Here is a 13,774-nt window from a genome sequence, read left to right on the forward strand (position 1 = left end):
AACTATTCTCCTTTATTCTTTATTTTTTCAATTCCATTTTCAGTTTTATTTTGATCAAGACTAGTAGTTTCTTCTACTACTATTTCTTTTTTATCAATAACTGGTTTTACACTTTGTCCTTCATTAATAGCTTCAGCAATTTTCTTTGTAATTAAAGTAATTGATTTTGTAGCATCATCATTACCAGGAATAATATAATCAATATTATCTGGATTTGAATTACTATCACAAATCGCAATAATTTTGATACCAAGTTTAACTGCTTCTTCGACAGCAATTTTATTAGTAATAGTATCAGTAACAAAAATAGCTTCTGGTAATTTATACATATTTCTAATACCACCAAGATTACGTTCTAAACGCGCTTTTTCTTTAATTACTAGCATTTGCTCTTTTTTTGTTAAAAGTTTAATTTCTCCACTTTTTTCTTTATTTTCAATATCAATTAACTTTTTAATACTTGATTTAATAGTTTTAAAATTAGTTAAATTACCACCTAATCAACGTTCTGTTACATAAGGTGAATTACAACTAATTGCAAGTTCTTGCACAGCTTCTTTGGCTTGTTTTTTTGTACCTACAAATAAAACTTTACCACCATTTTCACTAGTTTCTTTAACAAAGTGACAAGCTTCATCTAATTTACGCATTGATTTTTGTAAATCAATAATATGAATACCATTTCTTTGACCAAAAATATATTTACGCATCTTTGGATCTCATCTTTTAGTTTGGTGACCAAACTGAACTCCCGCTTCAAGGAGTTGTTCACGTGTTACAACTGACATATTGTCTCCTTCTAATTTGTTTTTCTTCCATTTATTTCTAACATTGGCCACTTTTTAATTAAAAAGCACTAGGCAATGAATTCACAAATGTGTTGCTTATTTTCATTAAATTAAGCCTATATATTGTAGCATATTTTTTATATTTTAAACAAATTATTTTTAAACATAAAAATAGAATTGTATTTTAATAAACTATATTATAAAAATATTTTTTTATTTTTCTTAAAAAAATAATACCAATAAAAACACACAATATATTATAAAAGTAAAAAGTAAATTACACATATAAAATATTTATTTATGATATAAAATAACAAAAACTTAATATTAAGTTTTTTAAACTAATTACTTTAATTTTAAAAGTAAATAATTTTTTTATATTTAAAAAGGAAGATGGAAGAAAAATGTTTAAATCTAAAACACAAGAAAGACAACAACTTAAATATCATTTGCAAAATCAACAAAATAGATTAAAAGAAACTGTACTAGAAGAACAAACAATATGTGGAGTTACAGAATCATTTGTGAAACTTACTGAACAACAATTAAAAAAGCACAACTATGCTAATAGAAATTGGAATGGCAACCCTTTTTAGGACTATTTTTTGGTAGACATTTATTTTTGATAATTAACTGGAGTTAAGTAGTTTAAAGTGCTGTGAATTCTTATGTTGTTATATCAGTTGATGTAATCAAATAATTCTAATTTTAATTGGATTAATGATGTAAAATTTTTATCATTAATAAATTCAATTTTGAAAGTTTTAAAAGTTGCTTCAGCAACAGCGTTATCATAAGGACAACCTTTTTTGCTTAAAGAGCGATTAATATTGAATGCTAGTAAAAGTTTATCAATAATTTTATTATTAAATTCATTACCGCGATCACTATGAAATATTTGAATATCTTTTAAACAACGATTTGAGTGCATAAATGCTTGATGTACTAATGATGCATCTTTTTTAGTACCTACACTATGTCCAATAATTTCGCGGTTAAATAGGTCAATTAATAGGCAAATATAGTTTCATTTACCATTAACTTGAACATAAGTTAAATCACTAACAATAACTTCATTTTTAAGCCTATTATTAAAGTTTCTATTAACGATATTGGTTATTTGACTATCGTTGACTTTATTATGATGATTTTTGAATGATAATTTAGTGTATTTTGATATTAAATTATGTTTATTCATAATTTCTTTAATTTTTCTGCGTGACAAATAAATATTCTTTTCTTTTAGAACAACTTTTAATCTTCTTGTTCCATAAACTTCTTTATTTTCTTTAAAAGCACTAATAACAGCTTCATCATAAATATTATTTTGTTTTCTTTCTTTTTCCTTTAAATTAAAATAATATGTTGATTTAGAAAGTTTTAAAAAATGACACATTGTGCGAATTTTATATTTAACTTTATTTTTAGCAATAATTTCTATTTTCTGCCTATTATTAGTGCTGCTTGCTTTAAAATATCATTTTCCATTCGTAACTGTTTTAATTCTTTTCTTAATTTAATTAATTCATTTTCTTCAATAGAACGATTATCTTTAGTTTTAAAACTGCCTGAATTAGTAAATTGCTTAATTCAATTATAAGTAGCTGCTCTTGTAACATTGTACTCTTTAGCAAGACAAGACACTGACTTACCGCTTTGATATAAAGCTACTATTTGTTTTTTAAATTCATCGGTATATGAGTTAATATTGGCCATAATTATAGTTCCTTTCTTTTAACTAATTTGTTCACTTGTCTACGTAATTAGTGTCCAATAAAGTGTAACCTATCCAAATGAAGTAACTAATTTAGAAATAGATCAAAGATTAAGAAATAGATTTGCCATAGAAAGAAAGACTAAAGGAACAACAAATTGTGGCATTTGTTCTGGTGATGTTTTATATGATAAAGAAATAAAAGCAAGTAAAATAAAATAGCACAAAACATAAAAACTGTTTATTATGCTCCACCTTCTACCCATTCAATGTGAATCCCTAAAAAACAAGATAAACAATGAAATGAAGAAATGAAAAATAAAAGTAATCAAAATGCTGGAAGTTCTCATTGAGATAGAAAACAAAATAGTAATCCTTTTAGTTCTCCATTTAAATAAAATTAAATATAACTATATAAAAAGAAGAGTGAAATTTCACTCTTCTTTGTTATATTTATTAATTTTAATAATTAAGATATAAATAAAGTCTCTTCAGTAGCAAATTGAATATCACCAATTGATATTTTTACTTTTATGGTATTTCCTTTAACAAAATTTCCTGTACCTTCTGCAGCTTCACTAACTTTAATTTTTAAAGCACCTTGTTTAATAAGGTCAGCAATACTTTTTACTGTTTTACCTTCAAGTTCAGTAGTTTTAAAATATTGTGTTAAATCTGTACCAACTGGAAATTTTGCTTTTGGTTCCCCAACTGCAAATCCAGGAATAGATTCAAAATTAGCATTTGATATTGTAGTTGGTAAAATTGATGTAACTAATCCTTGATCTGATTGACCCAAAATATCTAATGAGAAATTATCACCTAATGACTTATTATTTTTTTGAAAATTAAAAATTAGTGTTCCACCAGTAACTACATAATCAGCATTATCTGCCTTCTTAGAAATTGCAGGTGAATATGATTGAACATTGATACTAATTTCATTTGTTTTTTTAACCTCAAATATTCTGTTTTCACCTTCACCAGTTTTTGCTTCAATTTTTAAAACATTAACTAAAAAATTCGCAGCATCATTTGACTTAGCTTTTTGCTCACCAGTATCACCTTTTAATAAAGCTGTCGCAGTAATTGCTAATTGTTCAGATTTTCATGATGCTAATTTACTAGTTGCATTAATATCAATACTCAATTTAACTAGTGAATTAGCATTTGTATCTAAAAAACCAAAATCTTTTTTAACTTGAACATCCATTTCTTTAGTTGGTGTAGGATTTGGATTTGCTCCTCCTCCACAAGCCACAACTGAACTTGCTGCAACAGTACTTAAACTAACTGCTCCTAATAATTTTAACAACGTTTTTATATTTCTCATAATCGTTCCTCTTCAAAAATTTTTTTCCAAAAATAAAAATTATTTTCTGTTATTATTATACATTCTTTTTTCAGTATACATAATGTTTATAGTAAAAGTCATTTTTTAGTGTTATTTATTCTTTTAAGAAAAAAAATATGTAATTTTATATTAATTAATAAATATTTTTTATTTTTATATAACGATTTACAATAAAAACTATCTGGTAACTTAATACTTCCTGAAACACTATTTCATAAATTTTTAATAACAGGAATTGATATTCCTGCTAACATGGCACCCATCAAAAATTGAGGAAAATTACCACTAACTGCCTGACACTCTTGATCAGTCATTGGTTCTAAATCTTCTAAAATCATATTTATCAACCTCCTAAAACTTATTTTTATTTAAAAAATAGTTTTTTCCTTTTTAAATTTTATAAGTTTAAAAAAATTAAAAAAAAGAATATTTTATTTGAGTATCAAATAAAATATTCCTTTAACTAAAAATTTTAATTGTTAATAATTACAATAAATTCAATTTAAACTATTTTTATAATTTCTAAAATATTAATTAAAATTTTTGCTTATATATAAGTACCCTTCAGTTCCTGCTGCATATAAATTATCACCTTGATCAGTTGTTAAAGCAAGAATATGTTCTCAACCATTTTCTATTCCTATCATTTTATAAAATATAGATGAGTCTTTTACTTTTTTATAAACTTCATTTGAATCAACACCAATAAATAAACTACCTTCTTTATCTATTACTAAACGTTTAATTTCATGGCCTGTTTCTAACATTTTAGCATACATACTACCATTATCAATTTTATAAACATTACCATTATCAGAGCCAACAAAAATATTATTTGTACTATCTATTACTAAACTTTTCATTGACCCAGCATCATCTCGTTGTTTAATTAATTTAAATTCACTTATACCATCATAGCTTTTATAAATTTTACCACGATTATCAGCACCCGCATAAACAGAACCATCTTCACCTACTGCTAAACTATTAATATAATCATTGGATAGGTTACACTTTATTGGACACTAATTACGTAGACAAGTGAACAAATTAGTTAAAAGAAAGGAACTATAATTATGGCCAATATTAACTCATATACCGATGAATTTAAAAAACAAATAGTAACTTTATATCAAAGCGGTAAGTCAGTGTCTTGTCTTGCTAAAGAGTACAATGTTACAAGAGCAGCTACTTATAATTGAATTAAGCAATTTACTAATTCAGGCAGTTTTAAAACTAAAGATAATCGTTCTATTGAAGAAAATGAATTAATTAAATTAAGAAAAGAATTAAAACAGTTACGAATGGAAAATGATATTTTAAAGCAAGCAGCACTAATAATAGGCAGAAAATAGAAATTATTGCTAAAAATAAAGTTAAATATAAAATTCGCACAATGTGTCATTTTTTAAAACTTTCTAAATCAACATATTATTTTAATTTAAAGGAAAAAGAAAAAAACAAAATAATATTTATGATGAAGCTGTTATTAGTGCTTTTAAAGAAAATAAAGAAGTTTATGGAACAAGAAGATTAAAAGTTGTTCTAAAAGAAAAGAATATTTATTTGTCACGCAGAAAAATTAAAGAAATTATGAATAAACATAATTTAATATCAAAATACACTAAATTATCATTCAAAAATCATCATAATAAAGTCAACGATAGTCAAATAACCAATATCGTTAATAGAAACTTTAATAATAGGCTTAAAAATGAAGTTATTGTTAGTGATTTAACTTATGTTCAAGTTAATGGTAAATGAAACTATATTTGCCTATTAATTGACCTATTTAACCGCGAAATTGTAGGTACTAAAAAAGATGCATCATTAGTATATCAAGCATTTATGCACTCAAATCGTTGTTTAAAAGATATTCAAATATTTCATAGTGATCGCGGTAATGAATTTAATAATAAAATTATTGATAAACTTTTACTAGCATTCAATATTAATCGCTCTTTAAGCAAAAAAGGTTGTCCTTATGATAACGCTGTTGCTGAAGCAACTTTTAAAACTTTCAAAATTGAATTTATTAATGATAAAAATTTTACATCATTAATCCAATTAAAATTAGAATTATTTGATTACATCAACTGATATAACAACATAAGAATTCACAGCACTTTAAACTACTTAACTCCAGTTAATTATCAAAAATAAATGTCTACCAAAAAATAGTCCTAAAAAGGGTTGCCATTCCAATTTTTTTCAAAATTAATAAAAACGTTACACAACTCAGCAATTTTTTCTTTTCACTCTACCAATAAAAACTGTTCTAGATTTTCTTCTTGTATAATTTGTTTTCAAAAATTAATCGCATTATTGGGAAGTTTTAATTCAGGAAAAAAGTAATCAAAATTAATTCACGCTTGTTCTTGTTTAAATTTTATAATTTCAAAATATTGTTCTGGAAATGCTTCTTTAGCTATATTTTTTAATTCAGTAATTAAATTATGTTCTTCATTAAAAATTTGCCGTTCTTTTTCAATTCATTGTCATGAATTTTTTAAATTTTCTAATAAAAGTTCATCAAATACTAAAAACTTTTTATTATTATAAAGAGAAAATAACTCTTGATAAAGATGATGAACAATATTTAAAAATCAAAATAATGAATCTGCTTTAATTAAACTATTAAAAAATATAGCAAGGTCATCACTATTAATTGTTTTTATTAATTGTTTGCAATACTTTCTTTCTATTTTTGCACTTGTAATCTTAGAAATTATTTCTTTTCTAAAATGCTTAATATTTTTTTGCTTTTTATTATCAGAACCTATTTCTTGACTTTCTGTAGGCACTTCTTTACATCCTTTCAAATAAAAAACCCATTTATTTTATTAAAAATAAAACAATGGGCTTGAAAAACATATTTTTTTAAATTTTTTATTTTAAATTTTCATTAAAATAAGCAAAGGAACAATTCTAAAATAAATTAGTTATAATTTATTTGAAAAAGTTAATTAACAATTTCTAAAATCTCTTGTTAATTACCTATAATAATGCATATAGTTTATCTCTAATATTTAAGATAACTATTCCTAAATAATAGCATGTATAAAACGTATTGCAAATAATATACAAAAATCATACTTTATATTACATTAATTTTACTAATTAAAATGATAAATAAAAACATCATTGATATTATATAAAAATAATAAACACTGTTATTATGAAATAAATTTTATTATTACATGAAAAAATAACAAATAAACAAATTAAAACAATAAATCCCTTCTAAATTAGAAGGGATTTTTATTCTAAAATTAATGTAAGAACAATTTAAAAAATAAATAATTTTATTTCTTTATTATTAGAAAGAAATAAAAACCTATTTGTTCAAGATTAACTTAATTCATTTTTAAATTCATAAATATGAATATCAGTTTTATCAACAACAAAACCAATAACATACGAAATACCACAAAGAAAATCTATAATTCTTCTTCGATCATTTTCAACAGTTGTTGTTAAATTAACTTTAATTGGTTTTTGTAAAATCATAGCATTAGCAATTGATTCAATTTCTTGATAATTTTTAGGAGCAAATTCTTGTATTTGTTCTTGAAAACTGGTTTTATAATTACTATTTTCATCACTGTCTTTATATTTTTTACTTCTTCATCCCATAATTAATTAAACTTCCTTTCGTCTTCGTAAAAATGATGGTAAATCATCATCTGCTTCCATTGCTGCTTCTTGGACTAAATTTTGTTGTTCTTCTTCTTTTTTCTTTGTTTGTTCTTTAATTTCTTCGCTTAAATATTGAGTCTTATTAGTAATAAATTCATGATTATCAACTTTTGAACTATAAACAAAATTATTGGCATTAGCACCTTCTTCATCAAAACCAGTGGCAATAACTGTTACAATCATTTCATCATTTAAATTTTCATTAACAGCGACACCAAAAATGATATTAACATCATTACCCGCAGCATCACGAACTAAATCAACAGCAATATTAGCATCAGTTAATGTCATTGTTGTTCCACCAGTAACATTAACAATAGCATTTTTAGCACCCTTAATTGTCACATCATCAAGTAAAGGAGAAGAAATAGCTTTTGTTGCGGCTTGTTTAGCTTTATGTTCACCCTTTGACATTCCAATACCAAATAAGGCATTACCTTTATTTTCAATAATAGTACGAACATCAGCAAAATCTAAATTTATTAAAGCAGGAACAGCAATTAAGTCAGTAATAGTCTGTACACCTTGACGTAAAATATTATCTGCTTCTTTAAACGAATCTTTAAGAGGAATATTACCAATTACTTGTAATAATTTATCATTAGAAATAATAATAATTGCATCAACTTGTTTCTTTAAATTTTCAATTCCAACTACGGCATGAGCATTACGATTACGTCCTTCAAATTTAAATGGTTTAGTAACAATAGCAATTGTTAAAGCACCACATTCTTTAGCAATTCTTGCAACAATTGATGCAGCACCAGTACCAGTACCACCACCCATACCAGCAGCAATAAAAACCATATCTGCACCATCTAAAGCACGTTTAATCTCTGCTTCACTTTCAATTGCGGCTTGTTTACCAATTTCGGGATTAGCTCCCGCTCCAAGTCCCTTTGATAATTCTTTGCCCAAAATAATTTTATTTTCAGCTGGAGATGCATTAACTACTTGTGCATCAGTATTAGCAACATAAAAATCAACACCTTGTACCTCTGCTTCAATCATTCTATTAACAGCATTATTACCAGCACCACCAATACCAATTACCCGAATTGATGCTATTGGTTTAAATTGTGAATTATTATGTTCCATTTTATTTTCCTCCTGATTAATCAAATTGTCTTCTTCTATTTACTACCATCATTATACTGATAATTTGGTTGAAAGGGGGAATTATAATGCTTATTATCATGATTATTAGAATGCGTATAATGATTTAATTTTGATACAATTTCTGGTTTATGTATTGATGAAATATAATTATTACTAAAAACATTTACTAAATGTTGGTAGTGAGTATTACCGATTAAAGTAGTTCACTGATAACTATATGCACCAGGAGTTTGGCTAAGCATATATTTTACTTCTTTTAGTTTGCTATTATTTTTAAAATAGTTGGCAAAACCACATAAACCAATAGTAATTCCCGTAAAAATAATTTCCATATCTGAACTATTATTATCACTAACTTCATCAAGAAAATATTCAATACAAGCAATAATTTCATTAATTTGTTTTTTAACTGTTGCTTGTAAATCAGTTTTTGTTAAACGAACAATAGATTTTGTCTGCTCATCAACATACTTATCAACAACAACATCGCATAAATAATTACTACTTATATTAATAATTTTTTGTAAATATCTTTCAGCTTTATCATAACCACAATGCATTTGCTTCATTAATGATTGAATTATTTGATTTCAACCAATTTTAATATTTGTTGTTGCAAATAATACTGAATTACTAAAAACACTAATCTTAGTACTATTAATATTTCAATCAACTAAAACTGTATTACGATTAAAATCAGTATTTTTAATATTACATACTAATGCAAATTGATCTAAAGTAACCGTTAACAATTCTGTTTCGGCATTAGTTAATACTTCGAGGTGAGAATTATATAAACTTTTAGGTAATGAATAAACTAAAGCATCAACATGCATAACTTGTCCTTTTTTAGCAATTGGTAATTGTTCATTACCAATTGCATGATCAACTTTAAAATTGTATGGTTTAGTTAAACAAATAATTTCACTATTATCAATAGTAATGTTTTTAGCCATTTCAATCACTTTACTACAATCTTCATCAGTAATAATGTGGTTAGCATCTTTAAAATCAAGTGATGCTTGTGATTGATAAATTTTTAAATTATTTGAAGGTAAAGTTAAGGCAATACGTTGTACTTTTATATTTAAAGTATTATTAATTTTATTAATAATTTGCCTTAATAACTTACCTGTAGCAATTGAATTAATAATTACACCATTTTCAGAAAACTGTTCAGTATCAACAGTTTCTTTATATAAAACCTGAATTTGATTATTAACATAATTATTAACCATAACTTTTAAACTAAAGTCTTCAATTTGACATACAACATATAATTCTTGAAAATTCATATTGTTCACCTCCAAACATTTTTATGAATCAATATAAGTAATAACTCTTAACTTTGCACTTCGTGCTCTTGGATTTTTATTTATTTCATCAGGCTTTGGTGTAATTGGTTTTTTAATTATTAATTGATATTTTGTTTTTCAATTATTATGAACTGGTAATTTAGCATATAATTGCGCTTGTGGATCAATTAAAACTTCATTAAAAGTTTGTTTAACAATACGATCTTCTAAAGAATGAAAACTAATAACAACAATTCTACCATTAGAATTTAATAATTTCAAAGATTGTTTTAAAGAAGATTTTAATGTTTCTAACTCGTTATTAACAGCAATTCTTAATGCTTGAAAAGTCTTTTTGGCAGGATGATGATGCTTATTTAATACTCTTACTGGTAATGATTTTTTAATAATCGTAACCAATTGTAAAGTGGTATCAATTGGTTGAAAAGTTCTTGTTTTAATAATATTTTTAGCAATACTACTAGCAAATACTTCTTCACCATAATTTTTAATAATTGTTTTTAATTGCTCATAATTATAATTATTAACAATATCTCACGCATTTAATTTTTGACTTTGATCCATACGCATATCTAACTTAGCATCTTTCATATAACTAAATCCTCTAATATCTTCATCAACTTGTGGTGATGATATACCTAAATCATATAATATACCATCAACTTTAGTAATATTTCTTTTTAAAAGCTCAGATTGAATATTAGCAAAATTACTTTTAATTATTTCATATTTATCTTTAAAATCTTTTAAAATAATTTTACTATTATCAATGGCCATTTGATCTTGATCAAAAGCATATAGTTTGCCAGAGGTAAGTTTTGATAGTATAACTTTACTATGACCTGCTCGTCCTAATGTACAATCGACATAAATACCATCAGGTTTAATATTTAAGAAATCAATTGCTTCTGTTAACATTACAGAAATGTGTCTTGCATTGATATTATTCATAATTTTTATATCTCATCTAGAGCTGCTGCCGCTGACTCAAATTTATCCTTGGTATCTTGATTAAAACTATTTCAATTAGTTTCTGATCAAATCTCAATTTTATTGGATAGTCCAATCATAATTACTTTTTGTTTAATATCAGCTAGTGTCAATAATGAATGTGGAATATTAATGCGACCTTTACTATCAATAGTTAATTCTTCTGAATTAGCAAATACTTGTCTTGCCAAAATTCTGGCTTCTTTCTGACCTTCAGATTGTGATAAGATTTTATCTTGTCATTTAATAAATTCAATTTCGTTACGAATAACTAAACAGCCTTCAAAACCTTTAGAAACAATAACAATCTCATTGTTATGAAAATAACTTCTAAACTTAGAAGGAATTATCATTCGTTTCTTTTCATCTAATGTTGACAATGATTGTCCTAGTAGCATAATATCACCCACACTTTCCCACTATTACCCATATTATATAACCTTTGGCATATAATTGCAATTGATTACTTTAAATGTATGACTAGTCAGTAAAATAAAAGAGCAGATGTAATAATAAAAATAAAAACTCATTTACTTTAAAAAAATAAAGAAATGAGTTAAAACTTTTTAAACTTACCGTTTGTCAATATTATATGCTTTTATAAAAAACAAATATAATATTTTATTATACTATTCTAAGTTTTATTATAGTTAATTACTTAGAAATTAAATACTTTTGATCAAATTAAATAGTGTTATTAATAAAAAAGTTTTTAAATTTAGGTAATTTATTAGAATCAGAAATTGCTGAACCAACAGCAAAATGAGTGTGATCTAGTACATTGGATACATCTCACTTTGAAAGATCTTGATCAAATAATACTGAGCCAGCAAACATACCAGTCATAATTCTTACATTGGATACATCTCAAGTTGATAAATCTTGATTAAATGCTAAAGTATTGGCAAATGTACCAACCATATCTTCTACACTAGATACATCTCAAGCTGATAAATCTTGGAATGGCAACCCTTTTTAGGACTATTTTTTGGTAGACATTTATTTTTGATAATTAACTGGAGTTAAGTAGTTTAAAGTGCTGTGAATTCTTATGTTGTTATATCAGTTGATGTAATCAAATAATTCTAATTTTAATTGGATTAATGATGTAAAATTTTTATCATTAATAAATTCAATTTTGAAAGTTTTAAAAGTTGCTTCAGCAACAGCGTTATCATAAGGACAACCTTTTTTGCTTAAAGAGCGATTAATATTGAATGCTAGTAAAAGTTTATCAATAATTTTATTATTAAATTCATTACCGCGATCACTATGAAATATTTGAATATCTTTTAAACAACGATTTGAGTGCATAAATGCTTGATGTACTAATGATGCATCTTTTTTAGTACCTACACTATGTCCAATAATTTCGCGGTTAAATAGGTCAATTAATAGGCAAATATAGTTTCATTTACCATTAACTTGAACATAAGTTAAATCACTAACAATAACTTCATTTTTAAGCCTATTATTAAAGTTTCTATTAACGATATTGGTTATTTGACTATCGTTGACTTTATTATGATGATTTTTGAATGATAATTTAGTGTATTTTGATATTAAATTATGTTTATTCATAATTTCTTTAATTTTTCTGCATGACAAATAAATATTCTTTTCTTTTAGAACAACTTTTAATCTTCTTGTTCCATAAACTTCTTTATTTTCTTTAAAAGCACTAATAACAGCTTCATCATAAATATTATTTTGTTTTTTTTCTTTTTCCTTTAAATTAAAATAATATGTTGATTTAGAAAGTTTTAAAAAACGACACATTGTGCGAATTTTATATTTAACTTTATTTTTAGCAATAATTTCTATTTTCTGCCTATTATTAGTGCTGCTTGCTTTAAAATATCATTTTCCATTCGTAACTGTTTTAATTCTTTTCTTAATTTAATTAATTCATTTTCTTCAATAGAACGATTATCTTTAGTTTTAAAACTGCCTGAATTAGTAAATTGCTTAATTCAATTATAAGTAGCTGCTCTTGTAACATTGTACTCTTTAGCAAGACAAGACACTGACTTACCGCTTTGATATAAAGCTACTATTTGTTTTTTAAATTCATCGGTATATGAGTTAATATTGGCCATAATTATAGTTCCTTTCTTTTAACTAATTTGTTCACTTGTCTACGTAATTAGTGTCCAATAAAGTGTAACCTATCCACAATTAGTAGTTCCAGAAACTCCATCAAGTGTAGCAAAAATTGGAGCAATAATTTTTGAATCAAGACCAGGTGTTCAAAATAATGATCCTCCTCCAATAACTGCAGCAAAAGGACATAATAAATTAAAACCATCTTCAATTGACTTTAATATTTTATTAGTTGTTGAATCTTTATTAGTAAAATAAATACGTGTATAGTGTTGTTGTTCCAGCCAAAACACCAGAAATAGCAGATATTTCAAAACTAATAAATGGTAGTAAATTAGGAATTGTTAAATCTCAATTACTTGCTTTAGTAAATATTGTTTTAATAAAATTAACATCTAATGTTGTAACTATATATGAGGTATTTGTTAATATTTTTCAAACTTCTATTAATGTTGCTACTTTTTTACTATCTGGTAAAAATGTAAATGCTGTCCCAAAAACACCCCTATTTAAAGCATTTGCTAAATTTAATCATTGTGAAACTTGACGAGCATTATGTAATAATTTAGTAGTTGCACCAGCACTACCAGCACCAATAGCATTTAAAGCAATAGTAATAATTTTTTTATACTGTTCTTGATTATTTATCATTTAATTACTCTTCTTTCTAAGTTAAAATTTCTCTAATTAA

General features: G+C 25.0%; 17 protein-coding genes and 1 pseudogene. 3 read left to right on the plus strand and 15 right to left on the minus strand.

What is annotated here, in order from left to right; genetic code table 4:
- Positions 1 to 2 precede the first annotated feature (2 nt).
- Positions 3 to 788 (minus strand): 30S ribosomal protein S2, encoded by a 786-nt coding sequence (rpsB, locus tag AACK89_RS02395; protein ID WP_338978996.1) that lies wholly within the window; start codon positions 786 to 788, stop codon positions 3 to 5.
- Positions 789 to 1,192: 404 nt separating this feature from the next.
- On the opposite strand from rpsB, the gene AACK89_RS02400 reads away from it, so the two are divergent.
- Positions 1,193 to 1,384 carry a hypothetical protein gene (locus tag AACK89_RS02400; protein ID WP_338978998.1) on the plus strand — a complete coding sequence of 64 codons (192 nt, stop codon included), beginning with the start codon at positions 1,193 to 1,195 and terminating at the stop codon, positions 1,382 to 1,384.
- 20 nt (positions 1,385 to 1,404) lie between these two features.
- Here the strand turns inward: AACK89_RS02400 and AACK89_RS02405 are convergent.
- Positions 1,405 to 2,504, minus strand: a protein-coding gene (locus tag AACK89_RS02405; protein WP_338977819.1) for an IS3 family transposase whose coding sequence is annotated in 2 segments (ribosomal slippage) — positions 1,405 to 2,261 and positions 2,261 to 2,504 — 1,101 coding nt in all. Because the reading frame shifts where the segments join, the coding sequence is not laid out codon by codon here.
- 267 nt (positions 2,505 to 2,771) lie between these two features.
- On the opposite strand from AACK89_RS02405, the gene AACK89_RS02410 reads away from it, so the two are divergent.
- On the plus strand, positions 2,772 to 2,900 hold the full coding sequence (locus AACK89_RS02410) for a hypothetical protein (RefSeq protein WP_338974961.1): 129 nt from the start codon (positions 2,772 to 2,774) through the stop codon (positions 2,898 to 2,900).
- A 71-nt stretch (positions 2,901 to 2,971) separates the two neighbouring features.
- Here the strand turns inward: AACK89_RS02410 and AACK89_RS02415 are convergent, their stop codons facing one another.
- The 3 genes from AACK89_RS02415 to AACK89_RS02425 form a co-directional block, all read right to left on the minus strand.
- Positions 2,972 to 3,835 (minus strand): hypothetical protein, encoded by an 864-nt coding sequence (locus tag AACK89_RS02415; RefSeq protein WP_338974959.1) that lies wholly within the window; start codon positions 3,833 to 3,835, stop codon positions 2,972 to 2,974.
- 86 nt (positions 3,836 to 3,921) lie between these two features.
- Entirely contained in the window at positions 3,922 to 4,194 is a 273-nt protein-coding gene (locus AACK89_RS02420) for a hypothetical protein (RefSeq protein WP_338978999.1), read from the minus strand.
- 192 nt (positions 4,195 to 4,386) lie between these two features.
- Complete coding sequence (locus tag AACK89_RS02425) at positions 4,387 to 4,719, minus strand: hypothetical protein (protein ID WP_338979000.1); 333 nt, start codon at positions 4,717 to 4,719, stop codon at positions 4,387 to 4,389.
- A 213-nt stretch (positions 4,720 to 4,932) separates the two neighbouring features.
- Between AACK89_RS02425 and AACK89_RS02430 the strand changes: the two are divergent.
- A pseudogene (locus AACK89_RS02430) lies at positions 4,933 to 6,019 on the plus strand (IS3 family transposase).
- Between the two features lie 20 nt (positions 6,020 to 6,039).
- Here AACK89_RS02430 and AACK89_RS02435 read toward each other — a convergent pair.
- The 10 genes from AACK89_RS02435 to AACK89_RS02480 form a co-directional block, all read right to left on the minus strand.
- Positions 6,040 to 6,660 carry a hypothetical protein gene (locus AACK89_RS02435; RefSeq protein WP_338979002.1) on the minus strand — a complete coding sequence of 207 codons (621 nt, stop codon included), beginning with the start codon at positions 6,658 to 6,660 and terminating at the stop codon, positions 6,040 to 6,042.
- A gap of 547 nt (positions 6,661 to 7,207) precedes the next feature.
- Positions 7,208 to 7,492: a cell division protein SepF gene (gene sepF / locus AACK89_RS02440; RefSeq protein WP_281748120.1), complete on the minus strand. Its 285-nt coding sequence runs from the start codon at positions 7,490 to 7,492 to the stop codon at positions 7,208 to 7,210.
- A 6-nt stretch (positions 7,493 to 7,498) separates the two neighbouring features.
- On the minus strand, positions 7,499 to 8,653 hold the full coding sequence (gene ftsZ / locus AACK89_RS02445) for a cell division protein FtsZ (RefSeq protein WP_338975219.1): 1,155 nt from the start codon (positions 8,651 to 8,653) through the stop codon (positions 7,499 to 7,501).
- Between the two features lie 35 nt (positions 8,654 to 8,688).
- The gene (locus AACK89_RS02450; RefSeq protein ID WP_338974795.1) at positions 8,689 to 9,969 is read right to left on the minus strand and encodes a hypothetical protein; all 1,281 of its coding nucleotides are present in this window, start codon (positions 9,967 to 9,969) and stop codon (positions 8,689 to 8,691) included.
- Positions 9,970 to 9,990: 21 nt separating this feature from the next.
- On the minus strand, positions 9,991 to 10,941 hold the full coding sequence (gene rsmH, locus AACK89_RS02455) for a 16S rRNA (cytosine(1402)-N(4))-methyltransferase RsmH (RefSeq protein WP_338962268.1): 951 nt from the start codon (positions 10,939 to 10,941) through the stop codon (positions 9,991 to 9,993).
- A 5-nt stretch (positions 10,942 to 10,946) separates the two neighbouring features.
- Positions 10,947 to 11,390, minus strand: a complete 444-nt coding sequence (mraZ, locus tag AACK89_RS02460) for a division/cell wall cluster transcriptional repressor MraZ (protein ID WP_281748124.1) — start codon at positions 11,388 to 11,390, stop codon at positions 10,947 to 10,949.
- Between the two features lie 274 nt (positions 11,391 to 11,664).
- Entirely contained in the window at positions 11,665 to 11,949 is a 285-nt protein-coding gene (locus tag AACK89_RS02465) for a BspA family leucine-rich repeat surface protein (RefSeq protein WP_338979004.1), read from the minus strand.
- 30 nt (positions 11,950 to 11,979) lie between these two features.
- Positions 11,980 to 13,079 (minus strand): IS3 family transposase gene (locus AACK89_RS02470; RefSeq protein ID WP_338978355.1). Its coding sequence is split into 2 segments (ribosomal slippage): positions 11,980 to 12,836 and positions 12,836 to 13,079, totalling 1,101 coding nucleotides; the frame shifts between segments, so codons are not numbered across the junction.
- 69 nt (positions 13,080 to 13,148) lie between these two features.
- Positions 13,149 to 13,376 carry a hypothetical protein gene (locus AACK89_RS02475; RefSeq protein WP_338979006.1) on the minus strand — a complete coding sequence of 76 codons (228 nt, stop codon included), beginning with the start codon at positions 13,374 to 13,376 and terminating at the stop codon, positions 13,149 to 13,151.
- Positions 13,330 to 13,734, minus strand: a complete 405-nt coding sequence (locus tag AACK89_RS02480) for a hypothetical protein (RefSeq protein ID WP_338979008.1) — start codon at positions 13,732 to 13,734, stop codon at positions 13,330 to 13,332. The genes AACK89_RS02475 and AACK89_RS02480 overlap by 47 nt, the downstream gene beginning before the upstream one ends.
- Between the last annotated feature and the right edge of the window lie 40 nt (positions 13,735 to 13,774).

It is taken from the genome of Spiroplasma endosymbiont of Panzeria rudis (assembly GCF_964019705.1).
Lineage (GTDB): Bacteria > Bacillota_I > Bacilli_A > Mycoplasmatales > VBWQ01 > Spiroplasma_E > Spiroplasma_E ixodetis_A.